This is a genomic window from Bordetella sp. BOR01, assembly GCF_019218885.1.
Lineage (GTDB): Bacteria > Pseudomonadota > Gammaproteobacteria > Burkholderiales > Burkholderiaceae_B > Bordetella_A.
The window spans coordinates 1,537,068-1,561,977 of record NZ_JAHUWT010000001.1 but is presented as its reverse complement, the minus strand read 5'-3'; the positions used below and the strand labels follow the sequence as shown (position 1 = coordinate 1,561,977).

The 24,910-nt window shown below is 65.9% G+C and carries 25 protein-coding genes; 9 read left to right on the top strand and 16 right to left on the bottom strand.

Annotated features, from left to right (window positions below; genetic code table 11):
• Positions 1-14: 14 nt before the first annotated feature.
• The 4 genes from KW845_RS07515 to KW845_RS07500 are packed head-to-tail and all read right to left on the bottom strand — an operon-like array spanning position 15 to position 4,158.
• Positions 15-1,466: an amidase gene (locus KW845_RS07515; RefSeq protein ID WP_218368504.1), complete on the bottom strand. Its 1,452-nt coding sequence runs from the start codon at positions 1,464-1,466 to the stop codon at positions 15-17.
• Positions 1,467-1,489: 23 nt separating this feature from the next.
• Positions 1,490-2,332 carry an alpha/beta fold hydrolase gene (locus tag KW845_RS07510; RefSeq protein WP_255592420.1) on the bottom strand — a complete coding sequence of 281 codons (843 nt, stop codon included), beginning with the start codon at positions 2,330-2,332 and terminating at the stop codon, positions 1,490-1,492.
• Positions 2,329-3,183 carry a polysaccharide deacetylase gene (locus tag KW845_RS07505; RefSeq protein ID WP_218368503.1) on the bottom strand — a complete coding sequence of 285 codons (855 nt, stop codon included), beginning with the start codon at positions 3,181-3,183 and terminating at the stop codon, positions 2,329-2,331. Before KW845_RS07505 ends, KW845_RS07510 begins: the two co-directional genes overlap by 4 nt.
• A gap of 3 nt (positions 3,184-3,186) precedes the next feature.
• Positions 3,187-4,158 carry a tripartite tricarboxylate transporter substrate binding protein gene (locus tag KW845_RS07500; RefSeq protein ID WP_218368502.1) on the bottom strand — a complete coding sequence of 324 codons (972 nt, stop codon included), beginning with the start codon at positions 4,156-4,158 and terminating at the stop codon, positions 3,187-3,189.
• Positions 4,159-4,271: 113 nt separating this feature from the next.
• Here KW845_RS07500 and KW845_RS07495 point away from each other — a divergent pair, with 113 nt between their 5' ends.
• Entirely contained in the window at positions 4,272-5,003 is a 732-nt protein-coding gene (locus tag KW845_RS07495; RefSeq protein ID WP_255592419.1) for a Crp/Fnr family transcriptional regulator, read from the top strand.
• 18 nt (positions 5,004-5,021) lie between these two features.
• On the opposite strand, the gene KW845_RS07490 is transcribed toward KW845_RS07495, so the two are convergent.
• From KW845_RS07490 to KW845_RS07480, 3 genes are read right to left on the bottom strand one after another with little or no spacing between them, the layout of a single operon-like run.
• The gene (locus tag KW845_RS07490; RefSeq protein ID WP_218368501.1) at positions 5,022-5,360 is read right to left on the bottom strand and encodes a P-II family nitrogen regulator; all 339 of its coding nucleotides are present in this window, start codon (positions 5,358-5,360) and stop codon (positions 5,022-5,024) included.
• A 42-nt stretch (positions 5,361-5,402) separates the two neighbouring features.
• Positions 5,403-7,037, bottom strand: a complete 1,635-nt coding sequence (locus tag KW845_RS07485) for an NAD+ synthase (RefSeq protein WP_218368500.1) — start codon at positions 7,035-7,037, stop codon at positions 5,403-5,405.
• A gap of 37 nt (positions 7,038-7,074) precedes the next feature.
• Entirely contained in the window at positions 7,075-8,418 is a 1,344-nt protein-coding gene (locus KW845_RS07480) for a mechanosensitive ion channel family protein (RefSeq protein WP_218368499.1), read from the bottom strand.
• Positions 8,419-8,517: 99 nt separating this feature from the next.
• On the opposite strand from KW845_RS07480, the gene argH reads away from it, so the two are divergent.
• Positions 8,518-9,933: an argininosuccinate lyase gene (argH, locus tag KW845_RS07475; protein ID WP_218368498.1), complete on the top strand. Its 1,416-nt coding sequence runs from the start codon at positions 8,518-8,520 to the stop codon at positions 9,931-9,933.
• A 147-nt stretch (positions 9,934-10,080) separates the two neighbouring features.
• Here argH and KW845_RS07470 read toward each other — a convergent pair whose 3' ends face one another.
• A complete protein-coding gene (locus tag KW845_RS07470; protein ID WP_218368497.1) occupies positions 10,081-10,659 on the bottom strand; it encodes a nitroreductase in 579 nt (192 codons plus the stop codon).
• Between the two features lie 108 nt (positions 10,660-10,767).
• Positions 10,768-11,202: a Cd(II)/Pb(II)-responsive transcriptional regulator gene (gene cadR, locus KW845_RS07465; RefSeq protein WP_218368496.1), complete on the bottom strand. Its 435-nt coding sequence runs from the start codon at positions 11,200-11,202 to the stop codon at positions 10,768-10,770.
• 102 nt (positions 11,203-11,304) lie between these two features.
• On the opposite strand from cadR, the gene KW845_RS07460 reads away from it, so the two are divergent.
• The 4 genes from KW845_RS07460 (at position 11,305) to KW845_RS07445 (ending at position 15,957) form a co-directional block, all read left to right on the top strand.
• Positions 11,305-13,536, top strand: a complete 2,232-nt coding sequence (locus tag KW845_RS07460) for a cation-translocating P-type ATPase (RefSeq protein WP_218368495.1) — start codon at positions 11,305-11,307, stop codon at positions 13,534-13,536.
• A gap of 165 nt (positions 13,537-13,701) precedes the next feature.
• Positions 13,702-14,484, top strand: a complete 783-nt coding sequence (locus KW845_RS07455; protein ID WP_218368494.1) for an amino acid ABC transporter substrate-binding protein — start codon at positions 13,702-13,704, stop codon at positions 14,482-14,484.
• Positions 14,485-14,536: 52 nt separating this feature from the next.
• Positions 14,537-15,217, top strand: coding sequence for an amino acid ABC transporter permease (locus KW845_RS07450; protein ID WP_218368493.1), 681 nt, complete (start codon positions 14,537-14,539; stop codon positions 15,215-15,217).
• A complete protein-coding gene (locus KW845_RS07445; RefSeq protein ID WP_218368492.1) occupies positions 15,214-15,957 on the top strand; it encodes an amino acid ABC transporter ATP-binding protein in 744 nt (247 codons plus the stop codon). The genes KW845_RS07450 and KW845_RS07445 overlap by 4 nt, the downstream gene beginning before the upstream one ends.
• 19 nt (positions 15,958-15,976) lie before the next feature.
• Here the strand turns inward: KW845_RS07445 and KW845_RS07440 are convergent, their stop codons facing one another.
• From KW845_RS07440 to KW845_RS07430, 3 genes are all read right to left on the bottom strand, one after another.
• Positions 15,977-16,981: a tripartite tricarboxylate transporter substrate binding protein gene (locus KW845_RS07440; RefSeq protein ID WP_218368491.1), complete on the bottom strand. Its 1,005-nt coding sequence runs from the start codon at positions 16,979-16,981 to the stop codon at positions 15,977-15,979.
• 63 nt (positions 16,982-17,044) lie between these two features.
• Positions 17,045-17,854: a citryl-CoA lyase gene (locus KW845_RS07435; protein ID WP_218368490.1), complete on the bottom strand. Its 810-nt coding sequence runs from the start codon at positions 17,852-17,854 to the stop codon at positions 17,045-17,047.
• A gap of 37 nt (positions 17,855-17,891) precedes the next feature.
• On the bottom strand, positions 17,892-19,034 hold the full coding sequence (locus tag KW845_RS07430; RefSeq protein ID WP_218368489.1) for a CaiB/BaiF CoA-transferase family protein: 1,143 nt from the start codon (positions 19,032-19,034) through the stop codon (positions 17,892-17,894).
• A gap of 118 nt (positions 19,035-19,152) precedes the next feature.
• Here KW845_RS07430 and KW845_RS07425 point away from each other — a divergent pair, with 118 nt between their 5' ends.
• From KW845_RS07425 to xth, 3 genes are all read left to right on the top strand, one after another.
• A complete protein-coding gene (locus KW845_RS07425; RefSeq protein WP_218368488.1) occupies positions 19,153-20,049 on the top strand; it encodes a LysR substrate-binding domain-containing protein in 897 nt (298 codons plus the stop codon).
• A gap of 67 nt (positions 20,050-20,116) precedes the next feature.
• Positions 20,117-20,386: a hypothetical protein gene (locus KW845_RS07420; RefSeq protein ID WP_218368487.1), complete on the top strand. Its 270-nt coding sequence runs from the start codon at positions 20,117-20,119 to the stop codon at positions 20,384-20,386.
• A 320-nt stretch (positions 20,387-20,706) separates the two neighbouring features.
• On the top strand, positions 20,707-21,489 hold the full coding sequence (gene xth / locus KW845_RS07415) for an exodeoxyribonuclease III (protein WP_218368486.1): 783 nt from the start codon (positions 20,707-20,709) through the stop codon (positions 21,487-21,489).
• Positions 21,490-21,514: 25 nt separating this feature from the next.
• On the opposite strand, the gene KW845_RS07410 is transcribed toward xth, so the two are convergent.
• The 4 genes from KW845_RS07410 to KW845_RS07395 all read right to left on the bottom strand — a co-directional run bounded on the left by KW845_RS07410 (position 21,515) and on the right by KW845_RS07395 (position 24,888).
• Entirely contained in the window at positions 21,515-22,333 is an 819-nt protein-coding gene (locus KW845_RS07410; RefSeq protein WP_218368485.1) for an IclR family transcriptional regulator, read from the bottom strand.
• A 70-nt stretch (positions 22,334-22,403) separates the two neighbouring features.
• Positions 22,404-23,354 carry a tripartite tricarboxylate transporter substrate binding protein gene (locus KW845_RS07405; RefSeq protein WP_218368484.1) on the bottom strand — a complete coding sequence of 317 codons (951 nt, stop codon included), beginning with the start codon at positions 23,352-23,354 and terminating at the stop codon, positions 22,404-22,406.
• 135 nt (positions 23,355-23,489) lie between these two features.
• On the bottom strand, positions 23,490-24,083 hold the full coding sequence (locus KW845_RS07400) for a cysteine hydrolase family protein (protein ID WP_218368483.1): 594 nt from the start codon (positions 24,081-24,083) through the stop codon (positions 23,490-23,492).
• A 46-nt stretch (positions 24,084-24,129) separates the two neighbouring features.
• Positions 24,130-24,888 (bottom strand): SDR family NAD(P)-dependent oxidoreductase, encoded by a 759-nt coding sequence (locus KW845_RS07395; protein ID WP_218368482.1) that lies wholly within the window; start codon positions 24,886-24,888, stop codon positions 24,130-24,132.
• Between the last annotated feature and the right edge of the window lie 22 nt (positions 24,889-24,910).

Below are 24,910 nucleotides of genomic sequence, written 5' to 3'. Positions count from 1 at the left end.
TGGCATACCGCGCTTTAGCGCGGCGCCTGGCGCTTTATCGGCGGAAACCGGCTTGCCCACGGCGCCGCGCGCTCGAGCTCTGCGGCCAGTCGCAGCACCAGGTCGTCGCGCCCCAGGGCGCCGATCAGTTGCACGCCGATGGGCAAGCCCTGCGCGTCGGTATACAGGGGCAGGCTGGCCGCCGGCTGCCCCGAAGCATTGATGACCGCCAGGAACGTCGTATAGCGGGCAACCTTCTGCCGGAACGGCACGAAGTCGCCTGCCATGCTCATTTCACCCAACGCCACCGGCGGGCGGGTCAATGTGGGCGAAAGCACCAGATCGTAGCCACTCATGGCGGCAGCCATGCTGCGCCCTATCGCGTGCAGTGTCTGGATCATGCCCGCGTAATCGGTGGCGCCGATCTGGCGTGCGCGTCGATAACCATCGAGGATGGCCGGCTCCAGGTCGTCGTCGCGCAGGCCGCGTTGCAGGCCGGCAAGCCGGGCATCGACCCCGAGTGCGATATGCGTGCACAGAATCCCGATATGGGCCCGCACGAAGGCTGCGTAATCCAGCGCCGGCGCCGGCATGGGCGCAGTGGCATGGCCCAACTGCCGGCATAGCGTTTCGGCGTGCGCAAGTGCCGCCGTGCAGGCCGGATCGACTTCGATGCCGTCCCAGGCCTGTTGCCATACCCCGATGCGCAGCGGCCGCTCGAATGGCTGCGCCAAGGCGGCCAGGTAACCGCCGCCAGGTGCCGTCGGCGCCGCATACGGCGCGCCCGGTTCCATTCCTGCAATGGCATCGAGCGCCGCGGCCGTATCTCGCACGCTGCGGCTCAGCACGCCATCGCCCGCCATGCCGCCCCAGGCCTCGCCGCGCGCCGGGCCCAGCGGCACCAGGCCGCGGCTGGGCTTCAGGCCGAACACCCCGCAGCACGAGGCCGGTATCCGTATCGACCCGCCACCATCGCTGCCATGGGCCAGCGGCACCACGCCGGTGGCGACCGCCACCGCCGCGCCGCCGCTGGAACCTCCAGCCGAGCGGTCCGGTGCCCACGGGTTGCGGGTGGGCCCGCCATTGACCGTGGCCTCGGTAGTGGGAGCCATGCATAACGCCGGTACCGTGCTGCGGGCAAACGGCACCAGGCCCGCGGCGTCGAAACGATCAACCAGCGTGGCGTTGCCGGAAAAATGCGTGTCTTTGTAAAGGGCCAGGCCGATGCTGGACGGCAGGCGATCGCAGGCCAGGCCGGAGTCTTTCAGCAAGAAAGGCAGGCCACCGAACACGCCCGTGGGCTTGCAGGCGGCGGCACGTTCCAGTGCCGCGTCATAGTCGGGATAGCACAGCGCATTCAGGGGTTCGGCGCGCTGGCGGGCCAGTTCGATGGCGCATTGCATCAGCGCGCGCGGCTCGGTGGTGCCTTGGCGCAGTTGCGCGGCCAGCGATAGGCCGTCGTGCCGCAAATACTCTTCAATGTCCATGACAGGGCTCGGGCAACGGTTGATCAAGGCCAGGCCGGCCCGCCGTGGCGAGCCAGGAAGCTGCGCAGGTCGGCGACGCAGCGCTGCGGCAGGTATTCGCAGATACTGTGCCGTTCGCCCTCGTAGACCAGGATCTCGGCCTGCTTCACGTTGTCGCGCATCGGCTGGTAGGCGTCCATGGCACCGATGCGGCCGGCACCGGGAATCACCACCATGGTCGGGCACGTGATGCGATGCAGTTGGTCGCCCCACTCCTGCTGCGCCATATAGCCGACGAATCGGCCGATGTAGGCCATGTCATGCTTGGAGAGCGCATCGAGAAACTGTTCGCACTGCGCGGTGCCAACCAATTCCGGCGGGAAGCGGTCATCGATGGTATCGGCCAGGAACTGCCGCAGGCCCCGCTTGGCCACGCGCTCGAGCCAGGTCGAGGCCTGGCTGTTGCGCAGGCCCGGTGCCGACCCGAACAGCGCCAGCGTCTCGACGCGCCCGGCATGCTGCATGGCCAGGTGCTGGCCCACGTAGCCGCCGGCCGAGTTGCCCACCACGTGGGCGCGCTCGCAACCCAGGTGGTCCAGCAAGGCCAGGATATCGGCCGTAAGCACCTGCAAGTCCAGCGGCTGGTGCTCGCCTGGAACTTCGGAAAGCCCATGCCCGCGCAGGTCGGCGCGCACCACGCGGTAGTCCCGGCTCAGGCCGGGCACCCACGAATAGAATCGCTGCGCATTGGCCATGGCCCCGTGCAGCAACAGCAGCGTGGGCTGGCGTTTCCAGGGATCGGTAAAGTCATCCAGGTAGTAGCTCAGGCGCAAGCCGTCGCGTTCGTAGTAGTGCTGCATGCCCTGTCCTTCCTGTTGTTTGATCATGCCGAGCCGGCCGCTGACGCCTGTCGCTGCCGATAGGCGTCCACCACTTCTTCCATGCGCATGAATGTCGCGCCTTCGTCGATCAAGCGGCGCAGCAGCCGTTCCAGCATGCGCATGCGATGGCCGCGTCCGATCACGAAAGGATGAAAGGTGTACGTAATGACACCCCAGTCGAAGTTCTCTTTCAGGTAGAGAAAGTCCTCGATCCAGTTGTCCATGACGCTGTTGGCGTTCATCAGGCCCGGAATCACGCTCTGTCCGGCGCGCACGAACTCGAAGTGCGGGTAGTCGTCCAGCGACCAACTGACCGGCACCTCGATCAAGCGCGTCGGGGTGCCGAACACCGCGGGCTCGTCCAGCGCAAAGCGATCGCCCTGCCGGACCGGATAGGGCAAGTAATCGTGTCCCATCATGCTGCTGTCATAGTCGAAACCATGCTCGAGCAACAGCGACAGGGTGTGGGGGCTCAGGTCCCAGGACGGCGACCGGTAGCCGCGCGCCGGGCGTCCGGTCAGCGCACGGATTGCCTCATTGGCACGTACCAGCCCTTTCAGCTCTTCTTCGCGCGTCATCAGGTTGGGGGCCACGTGGGTCCAGCCATGATGGCCGACCTCGTGCCCCGCTTCGTATACGCGCCGGCAATGGTCGGGATAACTGGCCAGCGTATGGCCCGGAATGAACCAGGTCGACGGCAGGCCCAGGCGATCCAGCAGGGCCAGCACACGGTCGGCGGCAACGGCGCCGAACTCGCCGCGCGAGACTGGCGTCGGGCTGTCCATGCCGCGAGCCAACCACACCGAGATCGCATCGAAATCGAACGTCAGGCAGACTTGAGCTTGCTTGGCGGTCATGGCTTACTCCAGGCGAATATCGGCTTCTTTGACGAACTTGCCCCAGTCGCCGATCATTTCCCGCATCTGGGCCGTATGTGCTTCGGCGCTGTTGCCGATCAGTGTCAGCCCCAGGTCTTTGGTGCGCTGCTGCAAGGCCGGATCCTGCAGGGCGCCCGTAAAGTAGGCATTCAGTTGCTCGATGACGCGATCAGGCGTCTTGGCCGGCGCATAGATACCCCAATAGGTGTCCGCGTTCACACCCTGGATTCCGCGCGACACGAAAGTCGGCACCTGGGGCAGCAAGGGGCTGGCCGCGTCGCCGGTCACGGCCAGCGCGCGCAGGCGGCCCGACTGGATATGGGGCAGGCCCGTGGTCGTGCCGCCAAAGTAAATCTGCACCTGACCGCCGAGCAGCGCCGCCATGGCCGGCGCCACACCCTGGTATGGCACGTGCACGATATCGATCCCGGCCGCCCTGCGGAACATTTCACCCGCCATGTGGGTAGAGGTTCCATAGCCGCCGGACGCGAAGTTCAGCGTACCCGGCTTGGCCTTGGCCAGCGCAATCAGTTCCTCCAGGTTGTCGGCCGGCACCGACGGATGCACCAGCAATACCAATGGCGCGCGCGCCAGCATCGTGACGCCGCGGAAATCGCGCACGGTGTCATAGGGCATGTCTTTCAGCAGCGAAGGGTTGACCAGCATCGACAGATCACCGCCCAGCACGGTGTAGCCGTCGGGCGCGGACTGTGCCACGTGCGAGGTGCCGATCACCGACGCGCCGCCGGGGCGATTGTCCACCACCACCGACTGCCGTGCGGCATCGGCCACCGGTTTTTGCAGCATGCGGATCAGTACGTCGGTAGTGCCTCCCGCCGGATACGGCACGACCACCCGCAGCGGGCGCTCGGGAAAGGAGTCCGCCAGCGCGGGGGCCGCGGCCCCGGCCGTCGACAACGCCAGCAAAGCAACCAGCATGCGCCTGATATTCATGAATGTCCTCGCGTGAATGGGCTGATGCGGCTGGATTCTAGGCAGCGCGCGGGGCTGCGAATATGACCTACATTACAATTTCGTGTCTTCGGCATCGTCCCGTGAAGGAAGCAATGAGCCTGGCAACCACCCAGACCGTCTCCCTGCCATGGGATCAATCGGCCAGCCTGGCGCTGCTGCGCGCCAATACCTGCTTCGGGCAAATGGCCGAGCCGATCCAGGCCGCCTTTGCCGGCATTGCGCAATGGCGGCGCCTGAGCCACGGCGAACTACTGGCCGGCCGGGGCACGCCCGCGCCCGGCGTCGTGATCATCCTGAAAGGCGCCATACACACCAGTTCGTTTTCCGACGACGGGCACGAGTTCGCATTGTCGATGCTGGAATTCGATGGCTTGTGGGGAGTGGCGGCGGTACTCGACGGCGGCGGCATGCTGCGCGACAGCCGGGCCTACCAGGAAACCGACATCCTGTTGCTGCCACGCGTCGCCTTTCTGGAAGTGCTGGAAAGCGAGCCCGGGCTTTATCGCCACTTCGTCAAGCTGCTCTGCCGGCGCATTCGCACCGCGCATGCCATCATCGACGAATTGGCGCTGCGCAGCCTGCCGCAACGGTTGCCGCGCTTGCTGGGCGCCCTGACGGCGGGCCGCCCCCGTGCCGGGCAAGGTATTGCCGTGGCGCAAACCCAGGACACCCTGGCCACGCTACTGGGGGTGTCGCGCCATGCGGTAAACCGCGAGCTCAAGCAATTGGCCAGCCTGGGCCTGATCGGCCTGGGCTACGGAGAAATCTGGGTGCGTGACCTGGAAGGACTAAAACAGCTCTGGCACGAGCGCGGCGCCTCTTGAGCCGCGCCCGCCGTCCGGCTACAGCGCCTGCTCGCCGTTTTCGCCGGTGCGGATGCGGATGGCCTGTTCGACCGGGGTAACGAAGATCTTGCCGTCGCCGATCTTGCCGGTGCGTGCCGCCTTGATCACGGCTTCGATGGCGGACTCGACCATGTCGTCGGCCAGCACGACCTCGACCCGGATCTTCGGCAGGAAATCCACCACGTACTCGGCGCCCCGGTACAGTTCGGTATGCCCTTTCTGGCGGCCGAAACCCTTGACCTCGGTAACCGTCAGGCCGCTGACGCCGACTTCAGCCAGCGCTTCGCGCACTTCGTCGAGCTTGAAGGGTTTGATGATGGCAGTGACTTGTTTCACGTTGTTCTGGTCCCGAAGATAGATCGAATGGCGGCGCGGGGTTCAGACGGTTTCCCGGAACCCGTTGGTAACAGGATAGCGCCAATCCCGGCCAAAGGCGCGCGGCGTAATGCGCGGCCCTGGCGGTGCCTGGCGGCGCTTGTACTCGTTGATGCGGATCAGGCGCACGACCTGCTCGACCGCCGCCTGGGGAAAACCCGCAGCCGCGATCTCGGCAGCCGACTGGTTGCGTTCCATGTAGCGTTCCATGACGCCGTCCAGGATATCGTAGGGCGGCAGGCTGTCCTGGTCGGTCTGGTCGGGCCGCAGCTCGGCCGACGGCGGGCGCGTGATGATGCGGCGCGGAATGACCTCGTGTTCGCGGTTGCGCCATTCGGCCAGGCGGTACACCAGCGTCTTGGGCACGTCTTTGATGACCGCGAAACCGCCCGCCATGTCGCCGTACAGCGTGCAGTAGCCGGTAGTCAGTTCGGACTTGTTGCCCGTGGTCAGCACCAGGTGGCCGGTCTTGTTGGACAGCGCCATCAGCAGCGTGCCGCGCACCCGTGCCTGGATGTTTTCTTCGGTGGCATCGACCGGCAAGCCGGCGAACTGCGGCGCCAGCATGGTCTCGAAGGCATCGACCGCCGGGCTGATGGCGATGTCGTCGTGACGTACTCCCAGCCGCTGCGCCATGTCGGTTGCGTCGGTCTGGGAAATATCGGCCGTGTACCGCGACGGCATCATCACCGTGCGCACGTTCCCGGCGCCCAGGGCATCCACGGCCACGGCCAGCACCACGGCGGAATCGATGCCGCCCGACAGCCCGATGATAGCGCCCGGAAAACCGTTCTTGCCCAGGTAGTCGCGAACCGCCAGCACCAGCGCGTTCCAGACCTGCTCTTCCAGGCAATAGGGGGCAACGTCGGCATGCCGCGACACCGGGCGGATGGCGCCCGAACTATCGGCCTCGACCACATTCACGCCCTCGGCATAGTCGGGCAGCCGGGCAGCCGGCTGGCCTTGCGCGTCGAGCGCGAACGAGGCGCCATCGAAGACCAGTTCATCCTGGCCGCCCACCATGTTGGCGTAGATCACGGCGCAGCCGGTATCTTGCGCGCAGCGGCGCGCCACGTTCAGGCGTTCGTCTTGCTTGCCGGTGTTGTACGGAGAGGCATTGGGCACCAGCAGCACCTGCGCGCCGGCCTGCGCCGCAGCCTGCGGGGCGCGGCCGAACCAGATGTCTTCGCAGATGTTCACGCCAAAGCGCACGCCCTTGACCTCGAACACCAGGGGCTGGTCGTCGGCCGAAAAATAGCGCTGTTCGTCGAATACCGAATAATTGGGCAGCTCGCGCTTGCAGTACACGCCCACTACACGGCCTTCGCACAGCACCGTGGCCGCGTTGTACAGCTTGCCGTCGCGCGCCAGCACGTGCCCCACCAGCAGGTGCAGGCCCGCCAGGCCAGCGGTGTCGCGGCGCAACTGTTCCAGCGCGGCTTCCTGGCTTTCGACGAAATGCGGGCGCAGCAGCAGGTCTTCGGGGGGATAGCCGGTCAGCACCAGTTCGGGCGTGACCAGCACGTCGGCCCCCTGGCCATGGGCCGCATGGGCGGCCTTCAGGACGCGGGCGGCGTTGCCCTTGATATCGCCTACGTAGGCATTGATTTGCGCAATGGCAACCCGGGCAGCGCTCATGGACGACGGTTCCAGATCGGTTGAAGACAGACAAAAATTATCGCATGCCGGCGCCGGCGTCCGGACCCGGGGCCGGGCGGACGCCCTCGCCGTCCAGCGCCCGCTCGCGCGCGATGTCGCGCCGCAGCGCCTGGCCCAGGCCCTCGCCCATGGCGCCGATGTCGGCGCCGGACGGCTGCTGGTACAGCCGCAGGCCCAATTCGGGCAGGATGGCCAGCAGGTGGTCGAACACATCGCCCTGGATGCGTTCGTATTCGACCCAGGCCGTCAGCGCAGTGAAGCAGTACACCTCGATGGGAATACCGTCGGACTGGGGCTCCATCATGCGCACCATCATGGACATGTCCTGGCGGATCTCGGGGTGCCGCTTCAGGTAGGCCAGCCCATAGGCGCGGAAGGTGCCGATATTGGTCAGCCGGCGCCGGTTGGCCGGCAACTGGGCCAGCTCTTCGCCCAATTCGAGGTTGGCCTGGCGCAGGTCGGACTGCTTGGCCGCCAGGTAATCGTGCAGCAGCCGGAAGCGCATCAGGCGATCGGCCTCGTCGTCGGTCAGGAAGCGCACGCTGGTGGCATCGACCCGCACGGTGCGCTTGATGCGCCGCCCGCCGGACTCGAACATATGGCGGTAGTTGCGGTAGCTTTCCGAAAACAGCTTGTAGGTGGGCACCGTGGTGACGGTGTTGTCCCAGTTCTGTACCTTGACGGTATGCAGGGCGATGTCGCGCACGAAGCCGTCGGCGTTGGACTGCGGCATTTCGATCCAGTCGCCGATGCGCAGCATGTCGTTGGAGGTCAACTGGGTACTGGCCACCAGCGACAGCAATGTATCTTTGAATACCAGCAGCAGCACCGCCGACAGCGCGCCCAGGCCCGAGATCATCCACAGCGGCGAGCGGTCCAGCAAGATGGACAGCACCAGCACCGAGCAGATGGCGATCAACATCAGCTTGCCGATCTGGATGTAGCCCTTGATGGAGCGGGTCTGCGCCCGGGTCGTGGCCGAATAGGTGTCCTGCCAGGCGCTGAGCACGCCGCTGACCGCCATGAAAATACAGATCCAGGCCGCGGCATGCGCCAGGCGCCCCACGACGGCGACAGCCCGGTCGGCGTGCGGCACCAGGCCGATGCCCATCGACACCACGATAAACGGCACGGCATACCAGAAGTTGTGATACGCCCGGCGCCGGTGCAGCGCCTTGTCCCAGTCTTCGCGGCCGGTAAGCACCAACAGCCGGTGCGCGCAGGCCAGCACGATGCGCGCGCCCACCCACTGCGCGACCAGCGCCGTCAGCACCAGTGCGCCGATGCCTACCAGGGTCTGTGCCCAGGCCTGGGTCGGCACGTATTCCCCCAGCCGGACTACCAGTCGTTCCCATTCCATTGCCAAAGCCGGGCTCCTTCGTATGGCCTGCCCGAATTATCCAACAAGTCGCGCCGCGCCCGGGCATGGCGCGGGCCTGGCCCTATAATTCCGCCCATCATGGCAAAAACACCCTCTTCCGACCAAAACCAGTTCGCCAACAAGGCGCAAGCCTGGTCCGCCCGGTTCTCCGAGCCGGTTTCCGAACTCGTCAAGCGCTATACCGCGTCCGTGGATTTCGACCAGCGCCTGGCGCGCCACGACATCCAGGGATCGCTGGCGCACGCCGACATGCTGGCCGCCCAGGGCATCATCCCGGCCCAGGACCTGGCCGATATCCAGCGCGGCATGACCCAGATCCTGTCGGAAATCGACGCCGGCACCTTCCAGTGGCTGCTCGACCTGGAAGACGTGCACCTGAACATCGAAAAACGCCTGGTCGAACTGGTAGGAGACGCCGGCAAGCGCCTGCACACGGGCCGTTCGCGCAACGACCAGGTAGCCACCGACATCCGCCTGTGGCTGCGCGCCGAGATCGACGGCCTGATCGCCCTGCTGCGCCAACTGCGCCATGCCCTGGCCACCGTGGCGCTGGACAATGCCGCTACCATCATGCCGGGCTTCACCCACCTGCAGGTGGCCCAGCCGGTTACTTTCGGTCACCACCTGCTGGCCTATGCCGAAATGTTCGGCCGCGATGCCGAACGCCTGGCCGACTGCCGCAAGCGCGTCAACCGCTTGCCGCTGGGCGCGGCCGCCCTGGCCGGCACCAGCTTCCCCATCGACCGCGAACGCGTGGCGCAAACCCTGGGCTTTGACGGCGTGTGCCGCAATTCGCTGGATGCCGTGTCCGACCGCGACTTCGCCATCGAGTTCTGCGCCGCCGCCGCGCTGATCATGACCCACGTCTCGCGCCTGTCTGAAGAGCTGGTGTTGTGGATCAGCCCGCGGGTGGGCTTCATCGACCTGGCCGACCGCTTCTGCACCGGCAGCTCGATCATGCCGCAGAAAAAGAATCCCGACGTGCCCGAACTGGCGCGGGGCAAGACCGGCCGCGTCAACGGCCACCTGGTGGCCCTGCTGACCCTGATGAAAGGCCAGCCGCTGGCCTACAACAAAGACAACCAGGAAGACAAGGAAGGCCTGTTCGATACGGTGGACACCGTGCGCGACACGCTGACCATCTTTGCCGACATGGCCGGCGGCATCAAGGTCAAGGCCGACAACATGCGCGCCGCGGCGCTGCAGGGCTTTGCCACCGCCACCGACCTGGCCGACTACCTGGTCAAGCAGGGCCTGCCATTTCGCGACGCCCACGAAGTGGTGGCCCATGCCGTGCGCGACTGCGAACAGCGCGGCTGCGACCTGGCCGACCTGTCGCTGGCCGAACTGAAAGCCTATCACCCCAGCATCGGCGACGACGTGCACGCGGTGCTGACGCTGGAAGGCTCGGTGGCGGCCCGCAAGCACATCGGGGGGACTGCGCCGGAGCGCGTGCGTGAAGAGGCGCAGCGGGTGCTGACGGAGACTGCCTGAACGCTACGGTGTAGGGACGAGATGGTTCATCGTTCTTCTGGCATCGGGGTGTGGCGGCGTCAGTGTTCTTGCCTGCTTGGGGCGCGTCGGCTTGACAGAAGAAAATCGTGCAGGGCCGCTCACGCCAGCCGCCCTGCGCGAACTCCCTTATTGCCCAGTCCACTCCGTGACGAACTCCCGGTAGTCCGGCCGGTCGGCCTCGGGCACCGCGCATGCCGGCGTGCCGATCGCCAGGAACCCCAGGAAGCGATAGTCCAGCGCATCCAGCCCCAGGGTCTCCTGCACTTCTTCCAGGTAAGTACCCATGCCGGTGCTCCAGAAAGCGCCATAGCCCAGCATATGCACGGCGTTCAGGATGTTCATGACGGAAGCGCCCGTGGCCAGCAATTGCTCTTGCTCGGGCACCTTGGGATTGTCGTGGTCGATCTTCTGGGCCAGGCCCACGAACAGCGGCACTTCGCTCATCCATTGCCGCACCGATTTTTCTTTTTCGGGCGTCATGCGCGGATCGCCACTGCGCTTGACCGCATCCAGCGCGCGATCGGCCAGCCGGCCGATCGCCGCGCCACGGATCAGCACGAAACGCCAGGGGCGCAGCTTGCCGTGGTCGGGCGCGCTCATGGCGGATTGCAGGATCTGGTCCAGTTCTTCCTGCTTGGGCGCGGGCGCCCGCAGGAATTTCATGGAACGGCGGGAAGTCAGGGCATGCAAGGGGGAAACAGTCATGGAAATGGATAGGTCCTGCAATCTATTCGAGAAACGTTCTCATCATACGCCAGGCAGGCCGGCCCGCCCGGCTATCCCCACGCGCCGGCCAAGGTCATCGCCGTGCGTTCAGCCCAGGTGCGTATGGCGCTCGGGGCGTTCTTCCACCTGCATTTCAGACAGGCCGTGCAAGATGCCGCAGTCGTCGGTGTCAGGCCTGGCCGACAGGCAACGCTGGCGCAGTTCAGCCAACTGAATCTTCAATTGCGCCAGTTCGGCGATGCGGGCGTCCACATGGGCGATGTGCTCGTCGAACAACTCGTTGATCGGCCCGCAGCCGGCCCGATGGTTGTCGGCCAGCTGCAAAATGGCGCGTATTTCCTCTTGCGTCATGTCCAGCGCGCGGCAGTTGCGGATCAGGCGCAGGCGCTCCTGGTGCGCCGCGCCGTAGCTGCGGTAGTTGTTCAGGCCACGCTCGGGTGCGGGCAGCAGGCCCTCTTTTTCGTAATAGCGCACGGTTTCGACGGTCGTGCCGGCCGCCTTGGCGAGTTCACCGATTTTCATGGCTGCCTCCGGTCGGAATGCGCCAGCTTGGCGCCTTGACCCTATAGTAACTCCAGGGTGTGCAATAAGGCCAATCCCGTTCCATAGACTGGAATCCACCCTATGCCGTCTTCTGTTTCCGATATCCCCGTCTGCTGTGGGCACGACCACGGCAACGACCAAGATCATGACCACCCCGCCGCGGGTGAACGCAGCGGCACCGCGCCACTGCAGGCCGGCCCGGGCCAGCACCTGGCGCGGCTGCGCATCGGCCAGATGGACTGCCCCACCGAAGAAACCTTGATCCGCAAGAAACTGGGCAACCTGGCTGGCGTGCACGACATGCACTTCAACCTGATGCAACGCGTGCTGACGGTGGTGCATGCCGAGGGCGCGCTGGACCGGGTCGTGGCGGCGATCCGCTCGCTGGACATGACCCCGGAAGTCATGGCGCAAGAAGACGATGCGGGCGCCGTGCCGGCCGCCGCTCCGCGGCGCGGCCGCTACTTGCTGGCGGCGGCGGGCATACTGGCCGTGCTGGCGGAAGCGGCGCATTTCGCCGCCCTGCCCACTTCGGTGGCCGCCGTGCTGGCGCTGGCCTCGATCCTGGCCTGCGGGCTGGGCACGTACCGCAAGGGCTGGATCGCGCTGCGCAACGGCAACCTCAATATCAACGCCTTGATGAGCATCGCCGTTACCGGCGCCGTGCTGATCGGCCAGTGGCCAGAGGCGGCCATGGTGATGTTCCTGTTCAACGTGGCCGAACTGATCGAGGCGCGCGCCCTGGACAGGGCTCGCCACGCGGTGCGCCACCTGCTGGACCTGGCGCCGCAAGTCGCCACCGCACGCCAGGCCGACGGCTCGTGGGCCGAAGTGCCGGTGGCGCAACTGCGCCATGACGACTGGGTGCGGGTACGCCCGGGCGAACGCATCGCCGCCGACGGCACCGTGGCCGAAGGCAGTTCGGCGGTCGACCAGTCAGCCATCACGGGCGAGAGCCTGCCGGTGGACAAGACGGTGGGCGACACGGTTTATGCCGGCACGGTCAATACCAACGGGGCATTCGACTACCGCGTCACGGCCGCCGCGGGCGAAACCACACTGGCCCGCATCATCCATGCCGTCGAGCAGGCCCAGGGCGCACGGGCGCCCACGCAGCGCTTCATCGACCGGTTCTCGCGCGTGTACACGCCGACAGTGGTGGCGCTGGCGGCGCTGGTGGCCGTGGTGCCGCCGCTGCTGTGGGGCCAACCCTGGCTGGACGCCGTCTATCGCGCCCTGGCCCTGCTGATCATTGCCTGCCCCTGCGCGCTGGTCATTTCCACTCCGGTCAGCGTGGTCAGCGGGCTGACCGCCGCGGCGCGGCGCGGCATCCTGATCAAGGGCGGCGTATACCTGGAAGAAGGCCGCAAGCTGGCCTGGCTGGCGCTGGACAAGACCGGCACGCTGACGCACGGCAAACCGGTATGCACCGATCTGCAAACGCTGGCCGACCCGCCCGCGCGGTCGGCCGCCCTGCTCGCGGCCAGCCTGGCCGCACGCTCGGACCACCCCGTGTCGCGTGCCGTGGCACAGGCCCATGCCGCCCAGGATGCTGCCGCCACGTTGCTGGACGTGCAGGATTTCAGTGCCCTGCCCGGCCGCGGCGTACGCGGCCGCATCGGCGAATTGACGCTGCACTTGGGCAATCTGCGCCTGATGAGCGAATTGGGGGTAGCCACCCCCGACCTGCAAGCCGGCATGCAAGCCTATGAACAGCAGGGCAAGACCGCCATCGCACTGACCGACGGCACCCGCGTCCTGGCACTGGCCGCGGTGGCCGACACCCTGAAGCCGGGCAGCGCCGAAGCCGTCGGCGCCCTGCATCGGCTGGGCGTGCGCACGCTGATGCTGACCGGCGATAACGCCCGCACCGCGCAAGCCGTGGCCCAGCAGGCCGGTATCGACGAGGCGCATGGCGATCTGCTGCCCGAAGACAAGCTGCGTGCGGTAGAAGCCAAGCTGGGCACATCCGGCAAGGTGGGCATGGTGGGCGACGGCATCAACGACGCCCCTGCCCTGGCACGCGCCGATATCGGCTTTGCCATGGGTGCGGCCGGCACCGGCACGGCCATCGAGACCGCCGACGTGGCACTGATGGACGACGACCTGCGCAAGATCGGCCAGTTCGTGCGGCTGTCGCGCGCCACCCATCGCGTCCTGATGCAGAACATCGGCCTGGCGCTGGGCATCAAGGTCGTGTTCCTGGTGCTGGCCACCACCGGGCACGCCACCTTGTGGATGGCCGTCTTTGCCGATGTGGGCGCCAGCCTGCTGGTGGTGGCCAACGGCCTGCGGCTGCTGCGCGCGCGCTGAAACCCGGCGCCCAGGGCTGGGGCCGCAAATAACAAAAAGGAATATTCTTAAGATTCCTTATGCTTTGTGGAAAAATAGGCAGCTTGTTACAGTGCCCTATCCATTGCTGTGGGCGGCTCACAAGGCCGCCCTCATGCCCTTGACGACATCCACTGGAGCATCATCATGAAACCCCTACGTTCGATCCTGCTGGCCGGCCTGCTGCAACTGACCGTGGCTGCCGGCGCCCACGCGCAAGACGGCCTGGCCGCCATCAAATCGGCCGGCGTCTTCAAGATCGGCACCGAAGGCACATACGCGCCTTTCACGTACCACGACGCCTCGGGCAAGCTCACCGGTTTCGACGTTGAAATCGGCCGCGCCATCGCCGAGCGCCTGGGTGTCAAGGCAGAATTCGTCGAAGGCAAATGGGACGGCCTGATCGCCGGCCTGGACGTCAAGCGCTACGACGCCGTCATCAACCAGGTGGGCATCACCGATGCACGCAAGGCCAAGTACGACTTCTCGGATCCGTATATCGCTTCGCAGGCGGTGCTGATCGTGCGCGATGACAATACGGACATCAAGAGCTTCGGCGACCTGAAAGGCAAGCGCTCGGCCAACACGCTGACCAGCAACTTCGGCAAGCTGGCGCAGAAATACGGCGCCCAGGTGGTGGCGGTGCAAGGCTTCAATGAAAGCATCGACCTGCTGACCTCGGGCCGCGTCGACGCCACCATCAACGACAACCTGTCGTTCCTGGACTTCAAAAAGCACAAGCCCACCGCCAAGGTGAAGATCGTCGACAGCGACAAGAGCGCCGAATTCAGCGAATCGGGCGTCTTGATCCGCCAGGGCAACCCCGAATTGCGCGATGCCATCAACAAGGCGCTGGCCGATATCAAGGCAGACGGCACCTACAAGAACATCTCGGTCAAGTACTTCGGCACCGACCTTGCCGCGCAGTAGGCGCTAGCCTTCCTCATCTTTCGAGACTCGAACCCAAGGAACCCACGCCATCGTGCCCGCCTGGCTGCAGTTGATGATCGATTCGTTCTGGCCCCTGCTGCATGCGGGGCTGGTGTTCACCGTGCCGCTGACTCTGCTGTCGTTCGCCGGCGGGCTGGTGCTGGCCTTCGTGGTGGCGTTGATCCGGCTGTTCGGGCCGGCCCCGCTGGTGGCCCTGGTGCGCTTCTATGTATGGCTGATCCGCGGCACGCCGCTGCTGGTGCAGTTGTTCGTGATCTTCTACGGGCTGCCCAGCGTGGGTATCGTGCTCGACCCTTTGCCGGCGGCCTTGATCGGCTTCACGCTGAACGTGGGCGCGTACAACTCGGAAGTCATCCGCGGCGCCATCGAATCGATATCGAAAGGCCAATGGGAAGCCGCTTATTCGCTCAGCATGACGCGCGGCCAGGCCATGCGGCGCACCGTGCTGCCCCAGGCGGCGCGCGTGGCCGTGCCGCCGCTGGCCAACTCATTCATCTCGCTGGTCAAGGACACCTCGCTGGCGGCCGTGCTGACGGTGCCCGAGATTTTCCAGGCCGCCCAGCGCATCGCCGCGGTCACCTATGAACCGCTGATCCTGTACACCGAGGCCGCCTTGATCTACCTGGTATTCAGCTCGGCGCTGTCGGCCGCCCAAGTGCGCCTGGAACGTCGCTTCGGCCAGCATGCGGTGTTTTCCGAGAGGAACCGATGATCTCGCTGACGCAGATCGACAAATTCTTCGGCGACAACCACGTCCTGGACAAGGTCGATGTCGCCATAGCCGAAGGCAGCGTCACCGCGCTGATCGGCCCATCCGGCAGCGGCAAGAGCACCCTGCTGCGCTGCGTGAACCTGCTGGAAATCCCCGAAGGCGGCACGCTGCGGCTGGGCAACGAGACCATGCAGTTCGAACCGCGCCGCAGGCCCGAACGCGACGCCATCCAGCGGGTGCGCATGCAGACCGGCATGGTGTTCCAGAACTTCCAGCTCTTTCCGCACCAGACAGTCATCGACAACGTCATGGAAGGCCTGGTCACCGTGCAGAAATGGCCGAAGCCGCGTGCCCGCGAGCGCGCCCAGGAACTGCTGGCCAAGGTGGGCATGCAGGACAAGGCCGACGCCTGGCCGCTGAACCTGTCGGGCGGCCAGCAACAGCGCGTGGCCATTGCCCGCGCCCTGGCCCCTTCGCCGCGCGTGCTGCTGTGCGACGAACCGACCTCGGCGCTGGATCCGGGCCTGGCGGCCGAAGTGGTCGACGTCCTGAAGCAGTTGGCCACCGAAGGCATGACCATGTTGATGGCCACCCACGATCTGCGCCTGGCTGCCGCCATTTCGCGCGAAGCGGTATTTCTGCAAGAAGGCCGCGTGGTGGAATCCGGCGCTTCGTCAGAACTGTTTACCCGCCCGCGCGATCCGCGCACCGCGGCATTCATTTCCACGCTGACGCAGTAGGCGCGGATGCGGACCCGCCTTAGTTCACCTGCGCGCCAGACTTCTGCACCAGGTCCGACCATTTGGCGATCTCTGCCTGCTCGAACCCGGGCAAGTCGCGGGTGGACTCGCCGCCGGGTTCCACGCCCTGGCCACTCAGGCGCTTGAGCACCTGCGGGTCGGTCAAGGCCTCTTGCGCCGCCTTGCGCAGCACCGCCAGCACCGGTTCAGGCGTGGCGTCGGGCGCGTACAGCATGAACCACGCCACCAGGTCGAAATCGCTGCCGGTCTGTTCGGCAATGCTGGGCACATCGGGCGCGGCGCTGCTGCGGCGCGCACTGGACACCCCCAGCGCGCGCAGCTTGCCTGCCTGAATGTGCGGCAATACCGCGGCGGGATGATAGAACATGAATTGCACCTGGCCCGACATCACATCGGATACGGCCAGGCCGCCTTCTTTGTAGGGCACATGCAGCATTTCGCCGCCCAGCCGCGCCTTGAGCAGTTCGCCGGCCAGGTGGCCCGACGTGCCGCTGCCGGCCGACGCAAAAGCCACCCCGGGCGACTTCGCCGCGGCGGCAGCCAGGTCTTTCAACGACTGGATGCCCGATCCGCTGCCCGTGACCAGGAAAGTCGGCGTCTGGCCCACGAACGCCACAGGCGCGAAATCTTTCACCGGATCGTAGCCGGGGTTCTTGTACAACGCCTGGTTGATGGCATGCGTGCCCACCGTTCCCATGACCAGCGTATAGCCATCAGCCGCGGCGCGCGCGACCTGTGCGGTACCAATGGTGCCGCCGCCGCCCGACTTGTTTTCCACCACGACCTGCTGGCCCAATGGCTTGGCCATGGCCTCGGCAACAATGCGCGCGATCGTGTCGGTGGTGGTACCGGGCCCGAACGGCACCACCATGCGCACTGGATGATCAGGAAACGCGGCGGCCTGGGCAGGCGCGCAGGCCAGCCCCAGGGCCGCGGCCAGCACGGCGCCCAGCAAGCCGCGGCGCACGTGGCCCTGACGGAAAAGCAGGTTGAGCGGTTTCATGGTTGTCTCTCCTTGTGATTGATGTATGCGGCGCACCGCGGCGGCGCGCCGGGTATGCCGGCGCTATGGCTGCGCCGTCCCGAACCCCGGGGGTACTTCACCTTGGTACTGCAATTCGCGCGTGGCCTGGTACGACAGCGCGAAGCCTATGGGAGCTTCCTGTTCTTCGGTCAGGTGGGCGATCAGGCCGGCCGCGCGCGCCAGTATCGGCACACCTTTCAGCGCTGGCAAGGGAAACCCGATGCCCAGCAGCACGGCCGGGATCGCCGCCGAGACATTGAGCCGCAGGTCCTTGCCCACGAGGTCGGGAATCACTTGCTCCACGGCCTCGGCAATAGCCACGTACTGCATGCCGGCCCCGCTGCCGCGCGCCACTTCGAACAGGCGCGCCACACGCGGATCGCGGTCTTTGTGCAGCGGATGCCCATAGCCGGGAATGGCACGCCGCGCCGCGCGGTATTCGCCCACCACCGCACCCGCCGCCGCGGCGATATCGCCGCCCTGGCCCGCGCGCGCCTCGATTTCATGGAACAGGCGCCCGGCCGTTTCCGACGCGCCCAGGATCACCGAGCCGCAGCCCAGGATGCCCGCCGCCACGGCGCCTTGCAGCGCATCGGGCGCGGCGGCGAGCGTCATGCGGCTGGCCTGCACGCTGGGCACCAGCCCGTGCTCGGCAATAGCCACCAGCGTGGCGTTCAGTACCGCGCTGGCGGCCGCGTCCGGACGGCGCCCGGTAACCAGCAAGTAGAAGTAGTCGCCAAAGTCCATCTTGCCGATCAGGTCCTGGCACAGGTCGGCGCCACGCACCACGATGGTGTGTTCGTCGGACGTGCAGATCGACGTGCGAGGCACGGTTTCCTTGCCGATTTTCATGAGAAGTCCTTTGTCGTTGAATGAGTCGGCATGGCGCTCACGCCCGGCCGTTGCGCAATGCCGCGCGGATCTCGTCGTTGTGCTCGCCCAGGACCGGCGGCGGGCGCACCTGTGTAGGGCGCTGGCCGTCGAACGTAACGGGCGAACGCACGGTCTTCCAGGGGCCGCGCTGCGGATGCACGCCCTCGATCTCGATTTGCAGGTGGCGCGCCTGCGGATCTTGCAGGGCCTCTTGGGTGTCATACATGGGCGCGTGAGGCACATCGCGTTCTTGCAGGCGGACGCACCAGGCAGCGCGCGGGCGCATGGCGAACACCCCGCCCAACAGCTCGATCAATTGTTCCTGGTGGGCAATGCGGCTCTCGCGCGTGGCAAAGCGGGCGTCATCGAAAATGCCCGGCTGTTCGATGGCTTCGGCTAGGCCGCGCCAGAATTTTTCGGGCGACGACATATGCAGCGCGATCCACTTGTCATCGGCACAGCGCAGCGTGTACGACTGCGACACGCTGGGGCGGCTGTAAGGCCCCATGACCTCGCCTTCGGACAGGAAGTGCGTGAAGGCATCCAGGTTGAAGTGGCACATGGCTTCCAGCATGGATACTTCCACCCGCCGCCCCTGCCCGGTGCGGGCGCGCTCGACCAGCGCGCCCAGGATGCCGTAGGCGGCGTAAAACCCGGTAAGCGAGTCGGCGATGGCCGGCCCCACCACCCGCGGATTGGCCGGATTGACCAGCAGGTTCAGGAAACCGCTGGCCGCCTGCGCGACCGTATCGTAGGCGGGCCGGCCCGCTGCGGGCCCGGTCTGGCCGAAACCGCTGATCGCGCAGTACACCAGCCGGGGGTTCAATTCCCGCAGCCGCGCCTCGCCGGCCCCCAGGCGCTCGGCCGTGCCGGGCCGGAAGTTCTGGATGTACACGTCCGCATCCTGGATCAGCGCGTCGAAGACCTGCGCGTCGTCCGGATCCCGGGCATCGAGTTCGATACTGCGCTTGTTGCGGTTGTAGGTCTGGTAGTGGGGGCTGTACAGGCCGCCCTTGAAGGCCCGGAACGGGTCGCCGGTGCCGGGCTGCTCGACCTTGATCACGTCGGCGCCCAGGTCGGCCAGCAACATGCCTGCGGCTGGCCCTGTAATGAACGTGCCCTGCTCGATGACCCGGATGCCATCCAGTACTTTTCCCATGGGAGCTCCTTACTGCAGTGTCTTGTGCTGCCGTAAGACTAGCCAGCCCCATCAAATGATGAAAATGATAAATTTCGTCGATTATCATTGATGTCATCGATGATTTAGGCGGAATCCCATGGAATTGCGGCACCTGCGGTATTTCATTGCCCTGGCGGGCTCGCTGAACTTCACCCGCGCCGCCGAACGGGTGCACGTCACGCAGTCCACGCTGTCGCACCAGATTCGCCAGTTGGAAGAAGAGATCGGCCAGCGCCTGTTCGACCGGGTGGGCAAGCGCGTGGTCATCACCGCCGCCGGCGAGACCTTCCTGGCCTACGCGGCGCGCGCCCTGCGCGAAATCGACCAGGGCCTGAGCGAACTGAAGCAAAGCGCCGCCTCGATGACTGGCGAACTGCGCGTGGGCACGACCCACACATTCAACCAGAGCTTCATTCCCGACTGCGTGGCGCGCTTCCTGCAGCACAACCCCACCATGAAAGTCGTCATCGAAGAACTGGCGGCCGACGCCATCGCCGCCCGGCTCGAAGCCGGCAAGCTGGACCTGGGCGTGGCTTACCGGCCCGAGTCGACCAGCGGCCTGCAGTTCGAGCCGCTGTTCAACGAAGAGCTGATATTGGTGGTGTCGGCGTCGCACCCGCTTGCCGGACGCAAGCGCATCCGCATGATCGAACTGCACCGCGAGCCCCTGGTGCTGCTGCCAACCAGCTTTTCCACGCGGCGCCTGCTGGATGAATGCTTCGCGGCGGCCGGCGCCGAACCCAGCGTGGTGGCCGAAACCAACACCATCGCCGCCATGCTGGGCATGGTGGCGCGCCTGCCCGTGGGCTGTATAGCCGCCGCCAGCGCCATCACGCCCAACCCGGCGCTGCGCATGATTCCCATGGAAAGCCCCACGCCCATGCGTACGCCCGGCCTGCTGTTCAACCCCGATCTGCCGCAAACCCGGCCGGGCCGGGCCTTTGCGGCACTGTTGCGCAAACAGGCGGTGGGGGCTGGCGCGCGGGCCGGCTGACCGGGGCGGCGCCGCCCTGCTTCGTCTGTGGAGTAACATCGGCCAATCAGTCCCGCCGGAGTCGACTATGCAGCGAATAATTACGGAAAGCCAGATTCCAACTGGAGATTTCCGGAAAGTGAAGTATGTTGGGGCGGTCAAAGATCGAGTCGACGATGGCAACAGCATCCCGGTTTGGGCTATAGATTCAGAATCCCCCTTCTTCCAACAAGTCGGTGCGGGACCAGTCGACAACTGGACCGACGTGCTGATCGACGTGGAGGATCCCAATTCCGCTGAAACGTTGGATAGGTTGAAGCGGGCGATCGAAGCGCGACTCGTACAGCAGCTGGGTTGAATTCGCGCGGGCCCTGGGGCGGATAAATCGGGCTGTCATCTCTCGGCCTGTCGCGCACCATGGTCTATTGGCTGGTCAAGCACGGCGACCTCGAGTAGGGTCCACATCGGCGACGCCGGCCGGATCACCGCCGCCAGCGTGCACGCGCTGGTCGAGCAGCAAGAAGAAAGCGGCGTATGGCGCGGTATCATCTGGCCTACCCCGGCGGCACGCTGCCGAGGCCAACCGCATGGGCAATGAGCAGCCAGATAAGTAGCCAGCCGGCCTGATTCTGCGCCAACCGCCCGGGAACCCGTACAAATAAAGGCCCTGCCCGGCACATGAAACTCGCCACCTGGAACATCAATTCCCTGAAAGTGCGCCTGCCGCAAGTCCTGGACTGGCTGGCCGCCAATCCCGTGGATGCGCTCTGCCTGCAAGAGCTGAAACTTACCGACGACAAGTTCCCGCTCGAGGCTTTCACGCAGATGGGTTACCACGCTGTCTGGGCTGGCCAGAAAACCTATAACGGCGTGGCCATCCTGTCGCGCGAACCGGGCTCGGCCATGGTGCGCAACATCCCCGGCATGGACGACCCGCAGCAGCGCCTGCTGGCTGTCACGCTGCCCTCGCCTGCCGGCGACGTGCGGGTCATCTGCGCCTATTGCCCCAACGGCCAGGCCCTGGATTCCGACAAGTACGTGTACAAGCTGGACTGGTTCCGCCAACTGCATGGCTGGCTGGCCGAGGAAATGAAGTCATACCCCCGGCTGGCCTTGCTGGGCGACTACAACGTGGCGCCCGCCGACGAGGACGTGCACAACCCCGCCAAATGGGTGGGCCAGGTGCTGGTGTCCGAACCCGAGCGCGTGGCGTTCCGGGCCCTGCTCGAGCTGGGCCTGACCGACTCGTTCCGCCTGTTCGATCAGCCCGAGAAGTCGTTCAGTTGGTGGGATTACCGCATGTTCGCGTTCCGCCGCAATGCCGGGCTGCGCATCGACCATATCCTGCTGTCGCAGCCGCTGGCCCAGCGCTGCGTGGCCTGCGTCATCGACAAAGAACCGCGCGCCAACGAGCAGCCGTCGGACCACACGCCGGTGGTGGCCACGCTGGATCTGGCCTGATAAGCATCAGGGGCCGGCGCCCGCCTCAGGCCTGCGGGCCGGGCAAGGGATAGGCGCCGGCATACCCCAGCAGCCGCGAGATTTCTTCGCCGCCTTCCAGCGCCAGCGCCTTGAACTTGTGCTTCATTTTCAGCCCGCGCGAACTGGGCGCCGAAATCGACAGGCCGGCCGCCACGATGCCGTTTGCATCGATGACCGGCGCCGCCACCGAGAACACCCCTTCGACCAGGCCCTCCAGGCTGAACGACACGCCCGTGGCCCGGACTTCGTCGAGCCGGCGCTTGAGCTCGGCCACGGTGTCGATGGTGCCGGGCGCATGCTTGACCAGCTTCACGGCCTTCAGATAGGCCGCCAGTTCGTTGGAGTCCATATAAGCCAGGATGACCTGGCCGCTGGCCGACCCGTACAACGGATTGGTGCTGCCGGCCTTGCTGATGAAGCGCAACGGATTGGTGGCATCGATGACTTCGGCGTAGACCACCTGGTGGCGGTTGTCGGCCGGCGTGCCCAGGATGATGGTCTCGCCGCAGCGTTCGGATATGGCATGCATGACCGGCCGCGCGCAGTTGGGAAACTGGCGGTTGCGCACGATGGCCGCGCCCAGCTTCAATGCGGCCGTGCCCAGCGTATACGTGGCGTTGCGCGCGCTTACGTAGCTGCCGGTCTCAAGGGTCTTCAGCAGCCGGAACAGGCTGGTCTTGGGCAGTTCGAGGCGCACGCTCAGGTCGGCCAGCGAGACGCCGGCGGGGTTCAATGCCAGTTCATGCAGGATCTGGACCGTGCGCAGGGGCGAACGGGTCGTCTCTTCGGTCTTGGCGGGGGTGTCGTTCTGGAGCATGGGCATCGAAGTGGCAGCAACGTCAACGTAAAGCAGCGCACCCCGCGAGGTGCGCCGGCCCGTCGCGTACGCCGGGTTATTCAGCCTTGATATTAGCCGCTTTGACAGTGTCGCCCCACAGCTTGTAGTCGTGCACCAGGAACTCGCCAAAGGCCTTGGAGTCGCGCGGGCTGATCTCCAGGCCGCCGGAAGTCAGCGCATCGATCACGGCCTGGGTCTTGACGGCCTTCAGCACGGCATCGGCCATGGTATCGATGGCGGCCTGCGGGGTCTTGGCCGGAGCCAGGATACCGATCCAGGGTGCGGCGATCACGTCCACGCCCTGCTCGAGCAGCGTGGGCACATCGGGCGCGCCACCGAAGCGCTTGGGCGCGCCCAGGCCCATCATGCGCACCTTGCCGGCGTCCGCGCTGGGCTTGGCCAGGCTCAGCGGCACGAACAGCGCATCGACCTGCCCCGCCATCAAGGCCTGCATGGCCGGCGCCGCACCGGTAAACGGCACGTGCAGCACGTTCAGGCCCTGGCTGACGTTCAGCATTTCCATGGCCACCTGGCTGGAACTGCCCACGCCCCAAGATGCGTACGTCAGCTTGCCTGGCTCTTTCTTCGCCAGGGCAATGAAATCCTGGATGCTTTTTACCGGCAACTGCGTGCTGACCACCATCGCGTACGGCAGGTAGCCCACCTGGACGACCGGCGCGAAATCCTTGCGCGCGTCGTACGAGATATCGCGGTAGACGTGCGGATTGATGGTGTGCGTATCGGCGGCCGTCATTTCCAGGGTGTAGCCGTCGGGTTCGGCGCGCGCCACCAGGCTGGAACCGATCATGCCGCTGGCGCCGGGGCGGTTCTCGACAATGATGGACTGCTTCAGTATCTTGCCGGCGCCGTTGGCCACCGCGCGCGTCAGCACATCGGTGCCGCCGCCGGCGTTGTAGGGCACCACCATCTTGATGGGGCGGTCGGGATAGGCAGCCCAGGCATTGGCGCCCGCGCCCATGATCGCGGCGGCAAGCATCAGGGCCATGGGCCGCCTCCTGCCTGCGAATAGTGATTTCAACATGCCGGGTCTCCTCGCTTTTGAATCATTCGGTCGGCGCGGCCATCCTGGGCGGATGCCGCGCGCGCCGTGCTTGCCTGGCCTATTGGCGGCCGGGTGGAATCAGGGGTGGGCGAACGCCACCGTGTCGGACGTCTCGGTCTTGCAGAAGCGGCCGATGCTTTGCACCGAATTGCCATGCTCTTCGGCACTGTGCGCGGCGCACAGGTCTTCCAGCAATATCACTTCATAGTCGCGATCGTGGGCATCGCGCACAGTGGCCTGCACCACGGCCTGCGTCGACACCCCCGCGCAGTAGATGCGCGACACGTTCTGGGCACGCAACTGCGCTTCCAGCGTGGTCGAATAAAACGGGCTGACGCGGTGCTTCACCACCTGGATATCGCCTTCACGCTGCTCAAGCTCGGGATGGATCTCGGTGCCCCAACCACCCAGCTTGAACAAGCCATGCTGGGGTGCTGCCGAGAACACCTGCGAACCGGCCGGGCACTCGGGATATCCGGCCGAGAAACCGACCCGTACAAAGCCCACCAGAATGCCCGCCTCGCGGGCGCGCTTGATGGCGGCAGCCGTCTTGCCGATCAGTTGGCGTTCGCGCACCTGCTGGCCCAGCGGGCCCTTGCCGTTGGGGCCATCGTCGTGGACCAGATCGTTCTGCATGTCCAGCACCAGGTAAATCGCACGTTGTTTCTGCATAGTCAGATTCTCGCTAAAGGTTGAAGAAAAATGGTTGAAGGAAAATTCAATCGGTCCACAGCCCGCCGTTCACGTCCAGCGTCTCGCCGGTAATGAACGAAGACTGGGGCGATGCCAGGAACAGCACGGCCGAAGCGATTTCTTCGGCCTGCCCCATGCGGCCCACCGGAATGAGATCGCGCAGGGCCGTGGGGAAATTCGTGGTCATCTCGGAGGCCACCGGGCCCGGTGCCACCGTATTGACCGTGACGCCATGGGCCGCGACTTCCTTGGCCAGAAAAGCAGTGATGGCGCCGATGCCTGCCTTCGACACGCCGTAGGCCACATTGCTGGCGCGCGCCTGCTCGGCCGGATCGAGCCAGGGGCGCGGATTGCCGCCGTTCTTGCCCAGCACCGAACCCATGTTGACGATGCGCCCGAAGCCGGCCGCCTTCATGACAGGCATCACCGCCTGGCAGCACAGGAAAGTGCCTTTCAAATTGATCGCCAGGACGCGGTCCCATTCGGCTTCGGCCAGGTCGGCGGCGTTGCCCATCGACACGATGCCGGCCACGTTGACCAGGATATCCAGGCGGCCATGGCGCGCCACGACACCCTTGACGCAATCCGCCACCTGCCCTGCCTGCGTCACGTCCAGTTGCACGAATTCGACGGCCGCCATCTGCGCCGTGTCTGGCGCTTTCAGGTCGGCCGCCACCACGCGCGCGCCGCACGCCGCCATGGCGGCGACCACCGCCCGGCCGATGCCGCCGGCGCCACCGGTGACCAGGGCCACGCGCCCGGCCAGTAGATCAGGAGAAAACACGCTGCGACTCCTTCAGGAAATA

Bases quoted from the DNA above. Each gene is read 5' to 3' on its own strand.
- KW845_RS07430 (WP_218368489.1), bottom strand. From the start codon at position 19,034: ATGGGAAAAGTACTGGATGGCATCCGGGTCATCGAGCAGGGCACGTTC.
- KW845_RS07405 (WP_218368484.1), bottom strand. From the start codon at position 23,354: ATGGCCCTGATGCTTGCCGCCGCGATCATGGGCGCGGGCGCCAATGCC.
- KW845_RS07470 (WP_218368497.1), bottom strand. From the start codon at position 10,659: ATGACTGTTTCCCCCTTGCATGCCCTGACTTCCCGCCGTTCCATGAAA.
- KW845_RS07515 (WP_218368504.1), bottom strand. From the start codon at position 1,466: ATGGACATTGAAGAGTATTTGCGGCACGACGGCCTATCGCTGGCCGCG.
- KW845_RS07420 (WP_218368487.1), top strand. From the start codon at position 20,117: ATGCAGCGAATAATTACGGAAAGCCAGATTCCAACTGGAGATTTCCGG.
- KW845_RS07500 (WP_218368502.1), bottom strand. From the start codon at position 4,158: ATGAATATCAGGCGCATGCTGGTTGCTTTGCTGGCGTTGTCGACGGCC.
- cadR (WP_218368496.1), bottom strand. From the start codon at position 11,202: ATGAAAATCGGTGAACTCGCCAAGGCGGCCGGCACGACCGTCGAAACC.
- KW845_RS07445 (WP_218368492.1), top strand. From the start codon at position 15,214: ATGATCTCGCTGACGCAGATCGACAAATTCTTCGGCGACAACCACGTC.
- KW845_RS07460 (WP_218368495.1), top strand. From the start codon at position 11,305: ATGCCGTCTTCTGTTTCCGATATCCCCGTCTGCTGTGGGCACGACCAC.
- KW845_RS07435 (WP_218368490.1), bottom strand. From the start codon at position 17,854: ATGAAAATCGGCAAGGAAACCGTGCCTCGCACGTCGATCTGCACGTCC.
- KW845_RS07480 (WP_218368499.1), bottom strand. From the start codon at position 8,418: ATGGAATGGGAACGACTGGTAGTCCGGCTGGGGGAATACGTGCCGACC.
- xth (WP_218368486.1), top strand. From the start codon at position 20,707: ATGAAACTCGCCACCTGGAACATCAATTCCCTGAAAGTGCGCCTGCCG.
- argH (WP_218368498.1), top strand. From the start codon at position 8,518: ATGGCAAAAACACCCTCTTCCGACCAAAACCAGTTCGCCAACAAGGCG.
- KW845_RS07410 (WP_218368485.1), bottom strand. From the start codon at position 22,333: ATGCCCATGCTCCAGAACGACACCCCCGCCAAGACCGAAGAGACGACC.
- KW845_RS07425 (WP_218368488.1), top strand. From the start codon at position 19,153: ATGGAATTGCGGCACCTGCGGTATTTCATTGCCCTGGCGGGCTCGCTG.
- KW845_RS07455 (WP_218368494.1), top strand. From the start codon at position 13,702: ATGAAACCCCTACGTTCGATCCTGCTGGCCGGCCTGCTGCAACTGACC.
- KW845_RS07440 (WP_218368491.1), bottom strand. From the start codon at position 16,981: ATGAAACCGCTCAACCTGCTTTTCCGTCAGGGCCACGTGCGCCGCGGC.
- KW845_RS07400 (WP_218368483.1), bottom strand. From the start codon at position 24,083: ATGCAGAAACAACGTGCGATTTACCTGGTGCTGGACATGCAGAACGAT.
- KW845_RS07510 (WP_255592420.1), bottom strand. From the start codon at position 2,332: ATGATCAAACAACAGGAAGGACAGGGCATGCAGCACTACTACGAACGC.
- KW845_RS07485 (WP_218368500.1), bottom strand. From the start codon at position 7,037: ATGAGCGCTGCCCGGGTTGCCATTGCGCAAATCAATGCCTACGTAGGC.
- KW845_RS07495 (WP_255592419.1), top strand. From the start codon at position 4,272: ATGAGCCTGGCAACCACCCAGACCGTCTCCCTGCCATGGGATCAATCG.
- KW845_RS07505 (WP_218368503.1), bottom strand. From the start codon at position 3,183: ATGACCGCCAAGCAAGCTCAAGTCTGCCTGACGTTCGATTTCGATGCG.